Source organism: Ahrensia kielensis DSM 5890 (assembly GCF_000374465.1).
Classification (GTDB): Bacteria; Pseudomonadota; Alphaproteobacteria; order Rhizobiales; family Rhizobiaceae; genus Ahrensia; species Ahrensia kielensis.
Window position 1 is genome coordinate 13400 of sequence record NZ_KB894532.1, and the last position, 17868, is coordinate 31267.

Below are 17868 nucleotides of genomic sequence, written 5' to 3' on the forward strand. Positions count from 1 at the left end.
TCTATTTCGTTGATTTAGGATAGCTCCTACGCTTCCCCGGTGACATGCCCGTACAGGGAGAGGCCTGTACGGTGCAAACAAGGTGGTATTGTAAAATACCCACCATCCAAGGGAGGATTTCTTATGACAACGATAACCCGCAGGCATGCCTTGCGCTATCTCGGCGCCAGCGCCATTCTACTTGCTGCAGCCGCACCAATTGCTGCGACTGCCGATGATCGCACATCAGTCAAGATCGGTTACGCAGTTTCAAAAACTGGCGGCAATGCTGGAGGCGTCGGCATTACGACGCTTCCAAACTACGAGCTTTGGGTAAAAGACGTTAATGATGCAGGTGGTCTTGAGCTACCCGATGGCACGCGCTTACCGATTGAAGTGATTGAATATGATGACCGTTCTTCGGCCGAAGAGGTCGTGCGTTCTGTTGAACGGTTGGCGACACAAGACGAGGTCGATTTCATACTTCCGCCGTGGGGAACTGGCTTTAACCTTGCAGTTGCGCCATTATTTGATCGCTACGGCTACCCACAACTTGCTGTATCTGCCGTAACCGATAAAGCACCCGAATTCGTCAAGCGCTGGGACAAAAGTTACTGGTTACTCGGTGGCGGCCACGATTATGCCGATGCATTGGCCAAGGTACTGAGCAAGGCCTCAAGCGATGGAACGATCAACAGCAAGGTTGCGATGATCTCGGTTGCTGACGGCTTTGGCATCGACCTTGTTACTGCCGCACGTCCAGCAATGGAAAACGCTGGCATTGAGGTCGTCTATGATGTCACCTATCCAGCAGGCACCACTGACTTCACATCTGTTATCAACGAGGCAGCTGCCAGCGGCGCTGACAGTTTTGTTGCGTTTTCTTATCCGCCTGAAACTTTTGCGCTAACGCAGCAGGCACAAGTCGCAAACTTTAACCCTAAAGTTCTGTATCTCGGCGTCGGCACCGCCTTTCCCGTCTACGGTAAAAACAATGGGGCAAATGCCGAAGGTATCATGAGCCTTGGCGGGATTGACTATAATAATCCTGAAAACATGGCCTATCGTGCGCGCCACGAAGAAGTGACAGGTAAAGCGCCTGATCTTTGGGGTTCGGTTATCACCTATTCCAGCCTTCAGATGCTGCAAGAAGCCATCAAACGTCGCGGGCTTGATCGAGACGCGGTGTCGGATGAATTGTCCAACGGAACGTTCCAGACTGCAGCCGGCGAAATCACCTTGGAAGACAACCAACTGCGTACGCTTTGGCTGACAGGGCAATGGCAAGACGGAAAATTTGTGGCTGTAGCGCCAACAGACCGTGACGGTGCAACAGTACCAATCTTGCCTAAATCCGCTTGGCAAGCTCAGTAAGCAATACAGGCTGAAGGTCGGAGTATAATTATGTTGATGACGACACTCATCGCAGGTCTGGTGCTGGGAGGGTCTTATGCTCTTTTAGCAATGGGATTGACGATCCAATACGGTATCGCCCGAACCATGAACCTAGCCTACGGCGAAACCATTATTGCTTCGGCCTTTGCAGCCTATCTGCTCTATAACAATCTTGGTATCAGCCCCATTTTGGGGCTGGTTATCATCGCCCCCGCTGGCTTTGTATTTGGTTGGCTGGTTTATGGCATTTTGATGCGCCCTTTGGTCGCCCGTTCAGAAAATACCGCCACCCTAGAAATCAATTCGATCTTAGCAACTTTCGGCCTTTTGTTCGTCATTCAGGGCGTAATGCTGGTTATCTTTGGCGGAAACTATATCAGCTACAATTACCTAAACTTTGGTGTTGAAATTATTGGTGTACGGGTGGCAGCCAATCGCCTGCTGGCGCTGGGTCTTGCGCTAACAATAGGCGGCGGATTGTATTTGCTGCTAACGCGCACCCGCTGGGGCACGACACTCCGCGCGGTTGCAGTGAACCCAGCAGCAGCCCCTTTGGTGGGAATTGACGCCAACCGCGCAGCGCGCTTTGCCTTTGCACTTGGTGGCGCACTGGCATCCAGCGGCGGTGTCGTTGTGTCGATGTATCAAACCTTCACCGCATCGTCTGGCGTGATCTTTACAATGAAGGCGCTGATCGTGGTCATTATGGGCGGGGTCGGTAATTTGGCAGGAGCATTGTTCGCTGGGTTGATCCTTGGCCTGTCCGAGACTTTCGTAGCGGCCTATATCAGCCCAGGCCTGACAATTGCTGCAGTCTATATCATCTTCCTTGTAATCCTGTTGTGCCGCCCTGCGGGCCTATTCGGAAAGGTGCAAAAATGAAAACAGCACTTGGTTTTCTGGTTGCTTTAACAGTCCTTACGGCTTTGGCTTTTGCACCCTTATTTGTCGGCCCCTACCAGCTTGGTTTACTGATCGGACTGACTGGATATGTGACATTGGCGTCAGCTTGGGCACTGTTTTCTGGACGCACAGGTTATGTTTCGCTTGCAACGGTCGCGTTCTTTGGCATTGGAGCTTATACTGTCGCGGTACTCAGTGAAACGATGCCCTACCCGCTGGTTTTGCTTGTTGCGGCAGCCATCGGACTATGTGTAGCACTGCTTGTTGGCCTTGCAACCCTGCGCCTTGCGGGTGTCTATTTCGTGATTTTTTCCTTCGGACTAGCCGAGTTAGTGCGCCAGTTGGTTACGTGGTTTGAGACCTCGGTGAACGGTACGCTTGGGCGCTATATATTTCTACCGCTAGAAGCAGAGCATATCTATTGGCAGCTTCTTGCGCTTGCTGCCCTGACCCTTCTTCTGACATGGTGGATTCAGCGCACGCGGCTTGGATTAGCCCTGAAGGTGATTGCCGATGACGAAACCGTCGCATCGCATATCGGAATAAACATTGCTTGGACCAAAATTGCTTTATTTACGCTAAGTGCGATCATTATGACGCTGGTTGGCGCGATCCAAGCGCCGCGTTGGACCTATGTTGAACCCGCCATTGTGTTCAGTCCCACGGTTTCATTCCTCACATTGATCATGGCACTTTTTGGTGGAGCAAGCAGGCTCTGGGGACCAGCGCTAGGCGCAATCCCATTGTTCCTGCTTTTCGAATGGCTATCAGCAAGTTTCCCCAATCATTATTCAATATTGCTGGGCCTTCTTTTCATTATCATTGTCTTTCTTTTACCGCGCGGTGTCGTTGGATTTATTGAGGACAAATTCCAGCGCAAATCACCTGCTGATCTGGTCGAAAAACCGGCCCGCGTAAAGGAGGCAGATCAATGAGTGCACTTCTTGAAGTCCGCAACGTGACCAAGCGGTTTGGTGGATTAACGGCAGTAAATGACCTGTCCTTTGACGTGAGCGAAGGTGAAGTGCTGGCATTGCTAGGGCCGAACGGCTCAGGCAAGACAACCATGATGAACATGATCTCTGGCGCGCTGAAATCCAGCAGTGGCGATATCAATTTAGCAGGCGCACCCATCACTGGATTACCGCCGCACCGCATTGCAGCCAAAGGCGTAGCGCGGACCTTTCAGCTAGTGAAAATTCTGCCTTCGCTTGATGTACGTGAAAACGTGGTGGCAGCTCTAGCATTCCGGCACGATGCGCTTTGGGGAAAGACTGCCCAAGACGAAGCAGACCGTTTGCTGGCTCATGCAGGGCTTGAATCGCGCGGCAGTGAGATGGTCGAGAATTTGACGTATATTGATCAGAAACGTGTCGAACTGGCCCGTGCGTTAGCCGCGCAGCCGCGCTTATTGTTGCTGGACGAATGGCTTGCAGGGTTAAATCCAACCGAGTTGCATATTGGGATCGAGCTGATCGCGATGTTGCGCAAAAGCGGCATGACAATTCTGCTGGTCGAACACGTTATGGAAGCTGTCAGGGCGCTGTGCAGTCGTTGCGTGGTGATGAATGCAGGCAGCAAAATTGCGGATGGCGAAACGCACGCAGTACTGGCCGACCCAGAAGTAATCCGCGCCTATCTGGGAGAAGCTCATGCTTGAGATCAAAAACCTCTCCGTTACTTATGGCAAACACAAAGCCTTGCAGGACGTCTCAATCAGTATGACCGAAGCCGAAGCAATCGTCATTCTCGGTGCTAATGGCGCAGGCAAATCGACCCTGCTTAAATCCGTTGCAGGTATGGTTCGGCCAAGTACGGATGCACAAATTTCCATAGCGGGCGAAAACCTAATTGGGATGCCAATGCATGAGGTCGTTGAAACGGGAATTGCTGTTGTGCCTGAAGGGCGCGGCGTGTTTGCCGAATTGACCGTCCGTGAAAACCTGTTGCTAGGGGCTTACCCAAAACGGGCGCGCGCCAATGAACAGGCAAATCTGGACAATGTGCTCACCTTATTCCCGCGCCTTGCCGAGCGTCGTCGCCAAACTGTTTCGACCATGTCGGGCGGCGAGCAACAAATGGTTGCAATCGGCCGCGCCTTAATGTCTGCGCCTCGCTTGTTGATGTTAGACGAACCTAGTCTTGGGCTAGCACCAGTGCTTGTAGGTGAACTGTTTCAGTCACTGGCAAAAATTCGCGAAAGCGGTGTTGGCCTGCTGATCGTCGAGCAGAATGTGAAAATCAGCCTGTCAATTGCCGATCGTGGCTACCTGCTAGAGGCAGGACGCGTCGTGGGGCAAGGCACAGCAGAAGCTTTAGCAGATGACCCAGCGGTTCAGAATGCATTTCTGGGCGCCGCGGCACATACTTGAACAAGGAGAGATTATTTTGGAAACGCTTGGATTGATGATTGGCGGCAAGGATAGAGCCGCAACAGACGATGCCACCTTTGTGCGCCGTAACCCAATTACCAATGAACTTGCCACGAAAGCGGCAGCGGCAACCGTGGATGATGCGATAGCTGCAGTTGATGCCGCAGCTGCGGCTTTTCCCAAGTGGTCGCAAAGCACGCCTGCCGAACGTCGCAAAGTACTGTTCAAAGCCGCAGATATTTTGATCGAGAAAATGCCGTTATTCGTAGAAGCGATGGCAGCTGAGATTGGTGCAACGGCAGGTTGGGCCGGATTTAATGTCACGCTTGCGGCCGACATGCTGCGTGAAGCTGGAGCGATGACCACACAAATAACTGGTGAAATCATTCCGTCGAACCGCCCAGGCTCCATGGCGATGGCGGTACGTCAAGCTGCAGGTGTTGTCTTGTCCATGGCACCGTGGAATGCACCAGTCATTCTTGGAGTTCGCTCGATTGCGATGCCTATTGCCTGCGGCAACACTGTGGTGATGAAAACCTCTGAAATCTGCCCGCGCACCCACCGTCTTATCATTGATGCACTGTGCGAAGCAGAACTTCCAGCAGGAGTGCTGAACGCAATTTCTAATGCGCCAGATGATGCACCAGCTATCGTTGAAGCGTTGATTGCCCAACCTGCCGTGCGGCGGATTAACTTTACAGGATCAACCCGTGTTGGGCGGATCATTGCAGAACTTGCTGGCCGTCACCTTAAGCCGACATTGATGGAATTGGGTGGTAAGGCCCCACTGATTGTACTGGATGATGCTGACATTGACGCAGCTGTCGCAGCAGCAGCCTTCGGCGCCTATATGAACCAAGGCCAAATTTGCATGGCTACTGAGCGTATTGTCGTGGATGAGAGCATCGCGGACGAATTTGTTGCAGCTCTTGCTGTCAAAGCCAAAAGTCTCAAAGCTGGCAACCCGCTCGAAGGACAGGCACCACTTGGTAGTGTGGTGGACGCCACCGCAGCGCAGCGCATCGAACATATTGTAAAGGATGCCGTTTCCAAAGGAGCAACCTTACTGGCAGGTGGCAGCATTGAGGGCACACTGGTTTCAGCCATCCTTCTTGATAACGTCACCCCATCAATGAAAGTCTATAAAGAAGAATCCTTTGGTCCTGTTGTAACCATAGCGCGAGTCAAAAGTGTGGACGAAGCTGTCGCAATTGCCAATGACACAGAATACGGCCTGTCATCAGCAGTCTTTGGTAAGGACACGGTACGCGCGATGGCCGTTGCTCGGCGCATCGAATCCGGCATTTGTCATATCAATGGACCAACAGTCCATGATGAGGCACAAATGCCATTTGGGGGTGTGAAAGCCTCCGGCTATGGTCGTTTCGGCGGCAAAGCAGCTATTCAGGAATTCACTGAACTGCGCTGGATTACTGTGCAGGACGGCCCAATCCATTATCCAATCTAGGGCGAAAACTATGCACAAGGAAAAACTTTCGGGAAAAACCTGCCTTATTACCGGTGGCGCAGGCAGTCTTGGGCTTGCAACTGCAAAGCTATTCCTTGCGCATGGTGCGCAGGTAATGTTGGTTGACCGCGATGAAGCGGCATTGGAAAAGGCCGTGGCGTCCCTGCCCGCAGGTGATGTCGCCCACCACGTTGCCGATGTCGCCGAACCTGCGAGCGTAGCAGCTTATGTATCAGCTACACTATCCCGTTTTGGTAGTATTGATGTACTGTTTTCCAATGCTGGCAATTTTGGCAAAGTGTCACCGATTGCGGATTTCCCTGATGATGTGTTTGACAGCGTGATGTCCGTTCATGTGAAGGGCTCATTTTTAGCGGCCAAGCATTGCGCGCCCCATATGAGTAAGGGCGGATCAATCGTTATCACGTCAAGCGTTGCAGGCGTGCGTGGGGACGCGGGCGTCTATGCCTACATAACAGCCAAACATGCCCAAGTCGGCTTGATGCGATGCCTCGCTAAAGAATTGGCTCCGCGCGGTATCCGTGTCAATACAGTGCATCCTGGCCCTATCGATAACGGATTTCAATTAGCTGTCGAACAAGGGTTGGGCGCTGCGATAAAGGCAGATGGTACTGAGTTCTTTAATCAGATGATCCCGCTTGGTCGGCATGGCACCGCTGAAGAAGTCGCCCGCGCGGTACTATACCTTGCGAGCGATGATTCCAGTTTTGTCACCGGATCAACCCATATGGTCGATGGTGGTATGAGCGTTTAACGGAACAGATTATCGACATAAGCTGCACCCAAACCAACTTTTTCATAATGCTCGCGGCACATGGCGATATAGTTGTGAACATCAAAAAAACCATCCGGCTCGCCGTCTTCATCCAACCAAACCAACGGGCCGGTAACTTGAAAGAACACCCGCATCGGGTCTTCGTGCTCATAAGCAACAAGAGTATGTCCCTCTCCTGGGCTCTCGTAAATGAAATCGCCGGCAGTGGCAGTCCAATCATGCTCTAGATAACCCCACTTGCCTGAAATCGTATAGGCAAACACCTCGTGTGGATGATAATGGCGGTTCACTAAACCCGCCTGTTTTGACATCAGAATATCGCACCATTTGTTTTGGCTAGGAGAAATCCACAGAGGACGCGACGAAACCGTATCCGTGAAGGGCACATAATAACGCTCATCATCGATAGCGGCATCCGGTAAATATACTTCCGGTTGAGCATCAGGTCGAAAGACCTTGGTGATCGGTTTAAGATCACGCCAAAATTCATTGGTAGGTATTTCAGGCATAGATATTTCCTTTCTCTATTTCTCAGGGACGAACGCGCACATCCAAAAGGGCGAGCGTTCTGTGTTCCGCGATATGATCAAGGGCCTCGGCGATAGCCGTAGGCAAATCATTACCCATTTCAACGCGTCGTGCCCAAGCACGGCTAGCTTCAGCAATCTTGGTGAAATCAGGTGCAGGTGACAGTTGGGTCAAAGGCATTTTATTGGTGCGCGCGGCATAGCCATCTGGATAGATGCCCAATACGGATTGCCGCACAGCACCCCATTCCGCATTGTTCACAATCACCAGCAGCAATGGTAGCTCCAGCGCTTCGGCAATCTGATGGCAAGCGACAGGGTTCGAGAACATGTAAGATCCGTCCCCCATTGTTGCGACAATCAGCTTGTCGCGGCGGGCAAGCTGCATGCCCAGTGCAGCAGGAAAGGACCAACCTAATCCGCCCGCATGTGGTTCCTGAAACCACGCTTGATGATCGTTAAGCGTCATGGGGGCCATCGGGCAGCCAAGTTCAGACAACACCGTTGCGTCGCGGCTCTCAATCGCACGGGACAAGCACAGGCTCACCCATGCTTTGGTCATCTGGCCTTCGCAGCCTTCTTCCGCCTGCGCCAATATTTGATGACGGGCAACCGCGTTTTCTGCAGCAACGGCAGATTGGCGCTCCGTGATCTGCTCTATGTGAGCAGGCCGCAAAGCGTCCATGGCATGTTTCAAAGAAAGAATACCGTCTGACGTTTCACAAGCAATCGATAGGTCAGAGCGGAAGTTGCGTATCGGAGTACGCATCGATAGCGGATCTTGCGCCATCTGGATAATCTTACAGTCGGCAGCAGGCTTGTGTATGTCAGGCGCCCAAGGGGCAAGAGCATCAAGCACAAGAATTGCATCCGCACGCTCAATCAATGGTGCAGGATCAGGTGCCGCCGCCATAGGATGATCGGTCGGAATAGCCAGAGATATGGCCCAGTATTGGCACACGGGAATGCCCCATTCTTGGGCCAACTCGGAAAGAGCGGCAAAAGCTTCAGCGCTACCTGCACCATGCTGCGCAAAGATAACGGGGTTTTTCGCTTGTGCCAAAATATGTGCAGCCTGCTTAATTTGCTCTGCACTTGCATGGGATGTTGTCGGCTGCATAGAAGGCGGCATATCCAACCCATCAGCGGATATTGTCTCGCATAGCACCTCGCGCGGTAGGCTGACATATACCGGCCCGCGCGGCGAAGAACTGGCAATTGCCCATGCACGATCCGCCACTTCGGCAACCTGTTCAGGAAAGCGCAATTCATAATCCCATTTGCTGGCCTCGCGCACCAGCGCAGTTTGATCGCGCATTTCCTGCCCCCAGCCGATGGGCACAGTGCGCGTTCCAAATCTGTCTTTCTCCGTGGTTGGCGTGCGGCCTGAAAACAAGAGCACCGGAATATGCTCAACCGCGGCGTTGATCGCCCCAATAGCACAATTAGCCAATCCCACATTCGTGTGTGCCATGACGGCTTGCGCTCGCCCCGTGGCAAGGTAATACCCATGCGCCATACCCATTGCAGCAGCTTCATGCGGTATGACGATTGCTTGCGGCAGGTCGATATCTTTTGCTTCGGCCTCGGCCAACCCTTCGATGATCGGAGGAAAATCCGTACCAGAATTGGCAAAGATATATTCGACCCCAATGGATTTCAGGCGCGCCAACAATGCACCACCTGCTGTCATCTGCATCGGTGTTTTCTCAGGTGAAGAATTCATCGGGGAAACCTCATTGTAGTAATCTTGGAAGGAACAGCGCGATACCGGGGAATAGAACGAGGATCGCGATACGAATGATTTCAGAGCCAAAAAACGGCATCACGCCTTTGAACGTTTCGCGCATAGGAACCGTTTTTGCGACCGCGTTAATGATGAACACATTTAGCCCGACAGGCGGTGTAATCAGGCCCAGTTCAACCACCACCAATATGATGATCCCAAACCAGAGCTTAGTTTCATCTGGCGTCAGGCCGTAATCCAAACCAGCGACTACGGGCCAGAAGAATGGGATAGCGAGGATCACCATCGACAAGCTATCCATCAAACATCCAAGGATCAAAAAGATGACAATAATCAGAACCATGATGGTCATCGGTGCAAGGCCGCTCCCCTGAAGTAATTCAGCTGCGGCCTGCGGAACGCCCGCGCGAGACATGAAAATTTTCAAAAGCTCGGCACCAAAAACAATCAGAAAAATCATGCCGCTACTGCGGGCGGTTTCCAAAAATGCATCGATGGTGTTTTGCAAACTTAGTCGGCGGCGCGAAACCCCATAAATGAGGACCATAACAACACCGATCGCAGCGGCTGCGGTAGGGCTGTAGATACCTGCGTAAATGCCGCCAATCACCACACCAAAGATCAGCAGAACCGGCAACATTGCTATGGTTGCAGCTCCCAAATCGCGCAAAGGCAAAGGTTCAGCTTTGGGCCCAGAGCCCGGTACAAAACGGACATAAAGCGAGATCGTCACGATAAACATAAGCGTTGCCATTAGGCCCGGGATCAATGCAGCGGCGAACATTTTAACAATGTTCACTTCAACGATGATCGCATAGACAATCAGTACGACTGAAGGCGGGATCAGTATGCCCAGCGTGCCTCCAGCCGCGATACATCCGGTCGCCAATGCGCCTGAATATTTGTATTTACGAAGCTCGGGTATTGCCACCTGCCCCATAGTCGATGCGGTTGCCGTGGATGAGCCGCAAACTGCTCCAAAGCCTGCACAAGCAGCGATTGCTGCCATTGCAACACCACCTCGAAAACGGCCAAGCCAAGCATTCGCACCGCGAAAAATGTCGTTTGACAGCCCACAGCGAGCAGCAAGACCGCCCATTAAAATGAACATTGGCAAGACTGACAAATCATAGTTCGAGAACTGTGCGTAAGCCAGATCCTTCAACTGGTTCAGGATGATCGATGGCCCTGATTGCAACGAAATGCCAACGATGCCAATCAAGATCATCGTGTAAGCAATCGGTATACGAATAGCGATCAAGAACAGCAGGGCTAAAAGCCCACCAATGCCAATAAGAAAACTGTCGATCATGGATGTGTCCCGTTCGTGGTTTTCAATACCCGCATGGCCCTAAGGTGGGCGACAAGCGTCACGCACGCGGCAAGCGCAAGTAATAGCAACGACAAAAGTATCGGCGGAAAGGCTGTCCAAAGTGGAAGCTTTAATACAGGGGTCACTTCGCGATATTTGAGATAGCTCAGCAAACCGCCATACATCAGCACCAGCATGAAGAGCGCAAAGCCCAACGCGAGCGCAGACGACAGCACAGCCATCGCAGTCTTTGCGCGGGGTCTCATCCGCTCGGTGAATACATCAACCGACACATTCGATCCGGTGATTTGGCAATAGGGCAGAAACATAAAAATCGCGATGGCAATGATATGTTTCACCAACTCGTAATCTGCCGAAAACGGTATGCCTGTTATAAGATTAGATACAGCACTGGCGGCAGTCATGAGTGCCAATCCCATGACAAGCACTCCGCCCAGCAACGCCCACCAGCGCACGGACCAAACGATCCATGCGCCAATGCGTGTTTGGGTTGCGGCGGCAGGCGGTTCAGTGCTTGCCGCCTTATCCATGGTCTGGACCAAGATTAGCTCCCCGCCATAGCTTTGCGTGCAGCAGCAACCAGTGCCGCGGCATCAAAGCCAGATTGTTCGCCAATCCAACGGTCAACAACAGGGGCAAGAGCATTGTTAAAAGCGGCCATTTCATCATCGCTTAGAACGATATGTTCGTTGCCATTGTCGACCGCCATTTTGATCCCGAAGTCATCAGCACCGCGCCAAATATCGGCAACTTCGCGGAGCCAGTCTTCACCGCTGTTATCGGTGAATATCTGCTTAAGGTCGTCGGGAAGCCCTTCCCACCGTGCTTTGTTCATCGAGACTTGGAAGGTCGAAGTGCCAAAACGATTATTATTAGGACCTTCAATTTGATATTTTGTGGCCTCATGCAATTGCAAAGGTGGAATGATTTCCCATGGTATCAACGCTCCATCAACGGCACTGGTGCTGAGGGCTTGCGGCAAATCGGGTACAGGCATCGTGACCGGAGTGGCCCCCATTGCCTCGACAACTGCATTGCCAGTTGGGCCAGGAACTCTCAATTTCAAGCCTTTTGTATCGTCCGGCGAACGCACTAATTTTTCCGCCATATGCAGTGCCTGTCCAGCGTGGACATGCATGAACAATACCTTCACATCTGCAAATTCAGATGCGAGATGCTCGTCGAACATATCGCGCATCGCTAGGTTTGCAGCTGTTAAATCATTCGTGAATACAGTCGGTAACTCAAAGACTTCCGAGCGCGGGAATAATCCAGGCGTATAGCCGTTCAACGTCCAAACAATATCAACCACACCTTCAGCGACTTGGCGGAACAGTTGCGGCGGAGCGCCGCCCAGCGACATTGCAGGGTAGAGTTCAATTTTTATCCGCCCCTTAGATTGGTCCTGAATTCGCTGCGCCCATGGCAATAGCATCTGGCTATGCGCAGGTGCTTTGGGACCCAAAAAATGGTGTAGCTTGAGTTCAACTTCGGGGTTTTGCGCCCAAGATTTACGTATATAGGCTGGCATCGCGATTGCAGCGGCGCCGCCGACAAGAATCTGTCGTCGATTGATCATGATATTTCCTCCACAAAGCAGGCCATGACCTATCACGTCATACCCCGCGCTATTTCGGTGATCGTTGCCGCCTCCAGACTGGTTCCGACCACCTTGCCTTAGGATGATATGGGGGAACATCTTCCTCAGTAATGGATTTTTTCAGATAATAATTGTACTTTTCAAGGCATCTTATGATAGAAAGGAGAGATGGTAATTTCGCCCAGAATATACGATTTCAACTCTCCTCCAGAGGTAGACGTAACCTCAGTTCCGAACCTATTAACCCGTGGTGAAACCCTGTTTCGTGACAAGCGTCATCGCTGTTATGTTTTGTTAGCTGGCGAAGGCAATGTGGTTTTGCAGCGTGGTGAAATCGCATTTGCTGCGCCTTGCTTGATCTGGCTACCGCCGGGTGCCGCGACGCGCATCGTATTGGAAGCCGGGTGCCGCGGTGAGCTTCTGTCCGTAACGGAGGTTGGACTGGCTCAAAGTGTTCCAACCGGACCTATTTCTTCCCAAATACGTGCAATCCTTATGGATCCGCTTATCAAAACCAGAATTGATCTCAAGCATATCAAAAAATTATCTCATACACTTGAGAACATCAGTGATGAGATAGATGGCGAGGACTCCGGCGCGCAAGAAAGTATACAGCATCTGTTGAGTCTATTTTTCATTTCAGTGTGGCGCATGTCTGGGCCAGTACAACGCGAAGCACAACCGCTACCGCGCACTATCGCTTTACAGTTCCTGCAATTGGTGGAATTGCACCTATGCGACCACTGGACGGTAGCCCGTTATGCGCAAGAAATTGGCGTTACCCCAGATCGGTTAAACTCTACCTTGCGCCGTACCACCGGTCGCCCGCCTTTAACACTCATCCACGCCCGAATTATTCACGAGGCCGATGCGCTGCTTGACGATTCGAGCCTGCAAATATCCGAGATTGCAGAAGAGTTAGGGTTTACTGACCCCGCATATTTCAGTCGCTTTTATAAACGAATATGTGGCCACTCACCCAACTACCAGCGCAGAAACCTACATTCGAGCAAAAATCACCTGTCTTATGCAGCTTGGCCGTAATGCACTCTTGCAGTCAGCCTTTGCGGCTCTGTCGCAAACTTTGAGAAACGATTACGTTTTGTCAGGTTGTTTTAGGTTTTACGTTAGCGCACCGGTATTGAGATATAACCATTAGTTTCAGCGGAAAATAAAAGGCTTCAAGTCCTTTCATTCAGCCTCAGTAACACTAGAATGTATCGAAGTCGCGCACATGTTCCAAAAGCGTCAGTTCAACGCCCCTGGCCAATCCGCTTGAAACAATTTGCGGCCCTCGCGGGATGAATGTGTCCAGACATACAGCATCAAGCAACTTAAAGCATTTACCTTTGTGACTTCGGAGATTTGCAATGAATAAACCTTCGTTGACCTTGGAAAGGCAGCTACGGGCACCTAGTTGAGGCGCTAAGGAGCATAACAATGAATAAATTCTCACTGCTTGATCTTTCGCCAGTCCCCGAAGGCAAATCCGCCGCGGATGCTCTCGCCAATACGGTTGAGCTGGCCAAAGCTGCAGAAGCAGCAGGATATCACCGCTTCTGGTTGGCCGAGCATCACAATATGCCCGGTATTGCGAGCGCAGCAACCGCCGTCGTGATCGGTCATGTGGCAGGTGCGACGAAGACCATGCGCATTGGTGCAGGTGGAATTATGCTACCCAATCACGCGCCTTTGGTGATTGCAGAACAATTCGGCACATTGGCGACATTGTATCCTGATAGGATAGACCTTGGTTTGGGCCGAGCACCCGGAACAGACATGGCAACGGCCCGCGCGTTGCGCCGCCATATGGCGCCAGACGACAGTTTTCCGCAGGACGTGCAGGAACTGATTGGCTATTTGGGGGACGCGCCCGATAACGCCAAGGTACGTGCCATTCCTGGCGCTGGAACCCATGTGCCTGTTTGGATACTCGGATCGAGCCTTTATGGCGCGCAATTGGCTGCACATCTCGGCCTACCCTATGCCTTCGCCTCACATTTTGCGCCGGATCAACTGGCACAAGCTTTAAAGATTTATCGGGCTTCATTTCAGCCCTCTGAGCATTTGAAGCAACCTTACGCGATGATGGCGGCAGGTGTTTGCGCAGCAGAAACCGATGCCGAAGCGGAGTATCTACGTTCGTCGCAATATCTCGCTTTTGCAAATCTACGCACAGGAAAACCGGGAAAATTGCCGCACCCGATACATGATATTGCATCGCAAATTCCAGCGCCAATTCTTGACGGTGTAAAACATGCGCTGTCCTGTTCAGCGACAGGGTCAGCCGAGACAGTCAAAAACCGATTAGCAAGTCTTATCGACACCTATCAACCGGATGAAATCATGGTGACAGGCATGATCCATGATAGTGCTGCACGCGTGCAGTCATTCCAAATCGCAGCAGAAATATTGGCGGATTTGCGCACGGTGTAGTTTCAGAAGAATCCATTGCCATTTTGGGCGTTTGCAAAATGAGCTGCAGCCCCCCAATATTCAACGGTTTTGCCGTTACCATCGAAGCGATTTAATGTCTGAATGTCCGAAGTATAAATTCCGCCATCAGATATAATATCATCGCCAGAAAACAAGCTTTCAGCCCACTGCCATACACAACCCTCATTCCGGACTTAATGAAAAAGCCCCTTCCCAATTGTCCAAAAAGCGCTGTCGCTTTAACCGGTCAAGATATGTCAGCAATCCAGCGGACAATCTAATCGGCAGAAAGGAAAATTCTTCTTTTTCGCTGTGGCCATGATTGAGATTTTCGAAATGCACATTGCCATCAATAATCGGTATCATCGCAGGCGCTGTAGAGAGCAGATGTTGACCTTCTACTGACAAAAGAAAATTCACGAATTGCTTGGCAGCTGCCAGATTTTTTGCATCTTTAGAGATGAATGCAGTGCGTGCCATGACCAAATTATAATCATCAAAAAGCATCACACCAATGCGCGGATCGGCTTTAGCTGAAGCCAGAGCATAAGAGCCAAGCACATTATATGCAAAATCTAATTCACCTTCTGCAATCGCATTGAGCATGACAACCGTGCAGCAAAATACCCGCGCATCGACACGTCCAAGGGCTTCCGTCATGCGCAAGGCTTCTTGCCCCTGTGCTGCGTCTTGCGTCGCATAAAGATAACCAATCCCCGATTGCCGCACATCATATGTGCCAACACGGCCCTTCAATTCTGTTTGCTGCTCGCGCAAAAATGTTGCCAGATCGCGGTGCGTGTATGGCAGCTCACTGATGTCGTATCTTTCAGTGGAATAGGCGAGCACGGCTGGCTCAAAGGTAAAGCCGAAAAGTTCTGATCGCCACACGGCCCAATCAGGCAGAGGCTCCGCCGTATAAACAGGCTGCGCAAGGCCGCGATTTACAAGATCAAACTGCAAATCCATTGCTGATGAAATTACAACATCGGCAGCAGTGCTATCCTTCAAAAATGTATCGTGAAGCTCAACGGTTAGAAATTCACGGTACTCAATTTCGATCGTGGGATTGGCTTTTTCAAAGCCCTCAATAACCGGCTGCATGGCTTTTGTATCAGTCGCACTCCAAACTTTTAATACGGTCTGGGCATAGGCATTTTCAGGTAAAGCGGTAAAGAACAAAAACAAAGATGCCATAAGCGCTGGAAAACGAAGCAGCGCACTAAGTCCGCCGCGCGCAGCTTTGGACAATATGAATTGCCCATTGTGCGAAATAGCCACCTGATTGACAATTGAAAGCCCCAAACCTGAACCCGCCGTTTTCTGATCAAGCGAATGAAACCGTTTCAAAACAGCCTCATATTCGCTTTCCGGTATCCCCGGCCCCGCATCACTAATCTTGATTTCGATATGAGCATCTTCGCAGCTTAGCAAAACATCAATCTCATTTTTCGGCGGCCCGTGGCGCACAGCATTTTCAATAAGATTGCGAATCGCTTCACGCAGTGAAATCGGATCACCCGCTATCACACCACCATTAACGTCACTGCCCGTGACCTCGAAGCTCAACTCAATCTGGCGCAGGGACGTGTCGCGCAACATTTCAGAAAGCAGCGCACGAATAAGCGGTTCTAGTTTAATCTCTTTCAAAGGTTCATGGTCGGCGCGGTGCGTCACCATTGCATGCGACAAGAGCTGATTTGTCAGCCTGCTTGCTTTCTCCGCCTGACGTTCGGCTAATCGCAGGCGCTTGCGTAGCATAAGTTCACTGTCAGCATCGCCAGCAAGCGCAAGCTGTCCTTGTAAAGCGGCCAGTGATGTTCGCGTCTGATGAGCCACATCAGCAATGAAAGTTTCTGATTGTGTGCGTGCACTCGATAGCCGCGACATGAACTCATTGATCGCCTTAATCAGACTTATAATTTCGCGCGGTGGATCAAGGGTCAGCGGCGACAGATCACTTGGTTCGCGCCAAGCCAGATCTTTTTCAATGCTTGCTAAGGGCCGCAAAGCACGCCGAATAGCAAGCCAAACAAAAATCAGACCGATAATCGAAAGAAATGCGAGCCCAGCCACGCCGCTGACAAACAGTTCCCTTGCCTGCGCAGTACGGGCAAAACGAGATTGGCCGATCTGTACATCCACCCATACGGGCCCTGTTATTGTTTGAATGCGCCGTGACTGCAACACGAAGCGAAAAAGCTCGCCGCTAAAGATTTCATCAAAGAAAACCGGGTCACTTGAAGGTTTGTATTTATCAGGTCGCGGCAGTCCGTCCGTTCCGGTCAACAATCCGCTGCGATTTGAATTGACGGCGTAAAACACACGGTCATCTTTTGCCAGACCAACAATTTCCAATGCCGAATAGGGAATATCAACACCAAGCCCTTCGGTTGTTGTGCCCACACGTTCTAAAATTGATAAGGATGCGCCAGCGAGCAAAAGATCATAGGACCGGTTGGAAGCGCCCTTCGCATAACTCCAGATCAATGTTGCGTTGATAGCAACAAGAACAGCAAATGCTGCAAACATAAGAGACAGTAAGCGCCGCCTAAGTGAAACATGGCCCGTTGAAGTGTCGCTCTCGTTTAAAGGCGCTTTATCCTTGTAGAACCTATCCAGCGGCATCATCAATATAGGCCAAGTAACCAAGCCCCCTCATGGTTTTGATATTCAAGGATGAGCCTTCAAGCTTTTTGCGCAGGCGCGTAACCGTTTGTTCAACCGCATTCAGACTAGGTGTTTCATCAAATTCATAAAGCCTATTGGCAACCTCTTCCTTGCCAATGACCTTCCCTAAATCCGCGATGAACACTTCGAGCAGTTGCACTTCTCGCGCGCGCAGTTCGACATCGCGGCCATTCACCAATGCGCGCTTTGCTCGGTAGTCAAAAACCAACCCGTCAACTTCAAAACGGTTTGACGCAGAACCCGAACGCCGCCGCGCCAGCACTCTGCAACGCGCAGACAGTTCGCGAAAATCAAAAGGTTTAATCATGAAATCATCAGCGCCTGCATCAAGCCCAACAACACGGTCATCAACTTGAGAGCGCGCCGTTAGAATAATGACAGGCGTGTCGTCGTTTCTTGAACGCAAGGAACGCAATATTTCCAAACCATTGCGACCCGGTAAATTGACATCCAAAATAACCAAATCGAAATTTGTATGGCGTAAAAGTTCGTTGGCGGCCTCGCCATTGGATTCAAGGTCAACAGCGTGCCCTTCGCTGCGTAAGCGATCCAAAATCGCTTCAGCGAGATCATCATTATCTTCGACCAACAACATACGCATGTTGGCAGACTACTTCCACA

The 17868-nt window shown here is 51.3% G+C and carries 16 protein-coding genes and 1 pseudogene; 10 read left to right on the plus strand and 7 right to left on the minus strand.

What is annotated here, in order from left to right; all coding sequences use genetic code 11:
* Positions 1–123: 123 nt before the first annotated feature.
* Genes C504_RS0113930 through C504_RS0113960 form a run of 7 tightly spaced genes read left to right on the plus strand, consistent with a single transcriptional unit; the run spans position 124 to position 6892 of the window.
* Positions 124–1353, plus strand: a complete 1230-nt coding sequence (locus C504_RS0113930) for an amino acid ABC transporter substrate-binding protein (protein WP_018689975.1) — start codon at positions 124–126, stop codon at positions 1351–1353.
* 30 nt (positions 1354–1383) lie between these two features.
* Complete coding sequence (locus C504_RS0113935) at positions 1384–2256, plus strand: branched-chain amino acid ABC transporter permease (protein WP_018689976.1); 873 nt, start codon at positions 1384–1386, stop codon at positions 2254–2256.
* Entirely contained in the window at positions 2253–3212 is a 960-nt protein-coding gene (locus tag C504_RS0113940; protein ID WP_018689977.1) for a branched-chain amino acid ABC transporter permease, read from the plus strand. The genes C504_RS0113935 and C504_RS0113940 overlap by 4 nt, the downstream gene beginning before the upstream one ends.
* Positions 3209–3937 carry an ABC transporter ATP-binding protein gene (locus C504_RS0113945; protein ID WP_018689978.1) on the plus strand — a complete coding sequence of 243 codons (729 nt, stop codon included), beginning with the start codon at positions 3209–3211 and terminating at the stop codon, positions 3935–3937. The genes C504_RS0113940 and C504_RS0113945 overlap by 4 nt, the downstream gene beginning before the upstream one ends.
* Positions 3930–4649, plus strand: coding sequence for an ABC transporter ATP-binding protein (locus C504_RS0113950; protein WP_018689979.1), 720 nt, complete (start codon positions 3930–3932; stop codon positions 4647–4649). Before C504_RS0113945 ends, C504_RS0113950 begins: the two co-directional genes overlap by 8 nt.
* Positions 4618–6117 carry an aldehyde dehydrogenase gene (locus tag C504_RS0113955; RefSeq protein ID WP_211097978.1) on the plus strand — a complete coding sequence of 500 codons (1500 nt, stop codon included), beginning with the start codon at positions 4618–4620 and terminating at the stop codon, positions 6115–6117. The genes C504_RS0113950 and C504_RS0113955 overlap by 32 nt, the downstream gene beginning before the upstream one ends.
* 10 nt (positions 6118–6127) lie before the next feature.
* Positions 6128–6892: an SDR family NAD(P)-dependent oxidoreductase gene (locus tag C504_RS0113960; protein ID WP_018689981.1), complete on the plus strand. Its 765-nt coding sequence runs from the start codon at positions 6128–6130 to the stop codon at positions 6890–6892.
* Here C504_RS0113960 and C504_RS0113965 read toward each other — a convergent pair.
* Genes C504_RS0113965 through C504_RS0113985 form a run of 5 tightly spaced genes read right to left on the minus strand, consistent with a single transcriptional unit; the run spans position 6889 to position 12099 of the window.
* Positions 6889–7422, minus strand: a complete 534-nt coding sequence (locus C504_RS0113965) for a 2,4'-dihydroxyacetophenone dioxygenase family protein (protein ID WP_018689982.1) — start codon at positions 7420–7422, stop codon at positions 6889–6891. The two genes, C504_RS0113960 and C504_RS0113965, sit on opposite strands and share 4 nt — an antisense overlap.
* Positions 7423–7444: 22 nt before the next feature.
* Complete coding sequence (locus tag C504_RS0113970; protein ID WP_018689983.1) at positions 7445–9166, minus strand: thiamine pyrophosphate-requiring protein; 1722 nt, start codon at positions 9164–9166, stop codon at positions 7445–7447.
* A 10-nt stretch (positions 9167–9176) separates the two neighbouring features.
* On the minus strand, positions 9177–10499 hold the full coding sequence (locus tag C504_RS0113975) for a TRAP transporter large permease (protein ID WP_018689984.1): 1323 nt from the start codon (positions 10497–10499) through the stop codon (positions 9177–9179).
* Positions 10496–11062 (minus strand): TRAP transporter small permease, encoded by a 567-nt coding sequence (locus C504_RS0113980; protein WP_245555219.1) that lies wholly within the window; start codon positions 11060–11062, stop codon positions 10496–10498. Before C504_RS0113980 ends, C504_RS0113975 begins: the two co-directional genes overlap by 4 nt.
* A 2-nt stretch (positions 11063–11064) precedes the next feature.
* Positions 11065–12099 carry a TRAP transporter substrate-binding protein gene (locus tag C504_RS0113985; protein WP_018689986.1) on the minus strand — a complete coding sequence of 345 codons (1035 nt, stop codon included), beginning with the start codon at positions 12097–12099 and terminating at the stop codon, positions 11065–11067.
* A 189-nt stretch (positions 12100–12288) separates the two neighbouring features.
* Here C504_RS0113985 and C504_RS17960 point away from each other — a divergent pair, with 189 nt between their 5' ends.
* From C504_RS17960 to C504_RS0113995, 3 genes and pseudogenes are all read left to right on the plus strand, one after another.
* A complete protein-coding gene (locus tag C504_RS17960) occupies positions 12289–13164 on the plus strand; it encodes a helix-turn-helix domain-containing protein (protein WP_083923195.1) in 876 nt (291 codons plus the stop codon).
* A 121-nt stretch (positions 13165–13285) separates the two neighbouring features.
* Positions 13286–13425, plus strand: a pseudogene (locus C504_RS19120) (IS6 family transposase); the annotation flags it as partial.
* A gap of 135 nt (positions 13426–13560) precedes the next feature.
* The gene (locus C504_RS0113995; RefSeq protein ID WP_018689988.1) at positions 13561–14556 is read left to right on the plus strand and encodes an LLM class flavin-dependent oxidoreductase; all 996 of its coding nucleotides are present in this window, start codon (positions 13561–13563) and stop codon (positions 14554–14556) included.
* Between the two features lie 183 nt (positions 14557–14739).
* Here C504_RS0113995 and C504_RS0114005 read toward each other — a convergent pair whose 3' ends face one another.
* Together C504_RS0114005 and C504_RS0114010 are read right to left on the minus strand one after the other, a co-directional pair.
* Positions 14740–17208: a sensor histidine kinase gene (locus C504_RS0114005; RefSeq protein ID WP_211097979.1), complete on the minus strand. Its 2469-nt coding sequence runs from the start codon at positions 17206–17208 to the stop codon at positions 14740–14742.
* Positions 17171–17848, minus strand: coding sequence for a response regulator transcription factor (locus C504_RS0114010; protein ID WP_018689991.1), 678 nt, complete (start codon positions 17846–17848; stop codon positions 17171–17173). The genes C504_RS0114005 and C504_RS0114010 overlap by 38 nt, the downstream gene beginning before the upstream one ends.
* Between the last annotated feature and the right edge of the window lie 20 nt (positions 17849–17868).

Excerpts from the sequence above, each read along its gene's own strand:
- C504_RS0113930 (WP_018689975.1), top strand. The coding sequence starts at position 124 with ATGACAACGATAACCCGCAGGCATGCCTTGCGCTATCTCGGCGCCAGC.
- C504_RS0113950 (WP_018689979.1), top strand. The coding sequence starts at position 3,930 with ATGCTTGAGATCAAAAACCTCTCCGTTACTTATGGCAAACACAAAGCC.
- C504_RS0113955 (WP_211097978.1), top strand. The coding sequence starts at position 4,618 with ATGCATTTCTGGGCGCCGCGGCACATACTTGAACAAGGAGAGATTATT.
- C504_RS0113985 (WP_018689986.1), bottom strand. The coding sequence starts at position 12,099 with ATGATCAATCGACGACAGATTCTTGTCGGCGGCGCCGCTGCAATCGCG.
- C504_RS0114010 (WP_018689991.1), bottom strand. The coding sequence starts at position 17,848 with ATGCGTATGTTGTTGGTCGAAGATAATGATGATCTCGCTGAAGCGATT.
- C504_RS0113970 (WP_018689983.1), bottom strand. The coding sequence starts at position 9,166 with ATGAATTCTTCACCTGAGAAAACACCGATGCAGATGACAGCAGGTGGT.
- C504_RS0113940 (WP_018689977.1), top strand. The coding sequence starts at position 2,253 with ATGAAAACAGCACTTGGTTTTCTGGTTGCTTTAACAGTCCTTACGGCT.
- C504_RS0113965 (WP_018689982.1), bottom strand. The coding sequence starts at position 7,422 with ATGCCTGAAATACCTACCAATGAATTTTGGCGTGATCTTAAACCGATC.
- C504_RS0113995 (WP_018689988.1), top strand. The coding sequence starts at position 13,561 with ATGAATAAATTCTCACTGCTTGATCTTTCGCCAGTCCCCGAAGGCAAA.
- C504_RS0113935 (WP_018689976.1), top strand. The coding sequence starts at position 1,384 with ATGTTGATGACGACACTCATCGCAGGTCTGGTGCTGGGAGGGTCTTAT.
- C504_RS17960 (WP_083923195.1), top strand. The coding sequence starts at position 12,289 with ATGGTAATTTCGCCCAGAATATACGATTTCAACTCTCCTCCAGAGGTA.
- C504_RS0113975 (WP_018689984.1), bottom strand. The coding sequence starts at position 10,499 with ATGATCGACAGTTTTCTTATTGGCATTGGTGGGCTTTTAGCCCTGCTG.
- C504_RS0113960 (WP_018689981.1), top strand. The coding sequence starts at position 6,128 with ATGCACAAGGAAAAACTTTCGGGAAAAACCTGCCTTATTACCGGTGGC.
- C504_RS0113945 (WP_018689978.1), top strand. The coding sequence starts at position 3,209 with ATGAGTGCACTTCTTGAAGTCCGCAACGTGACCAAGCGGTTTGGTGGA.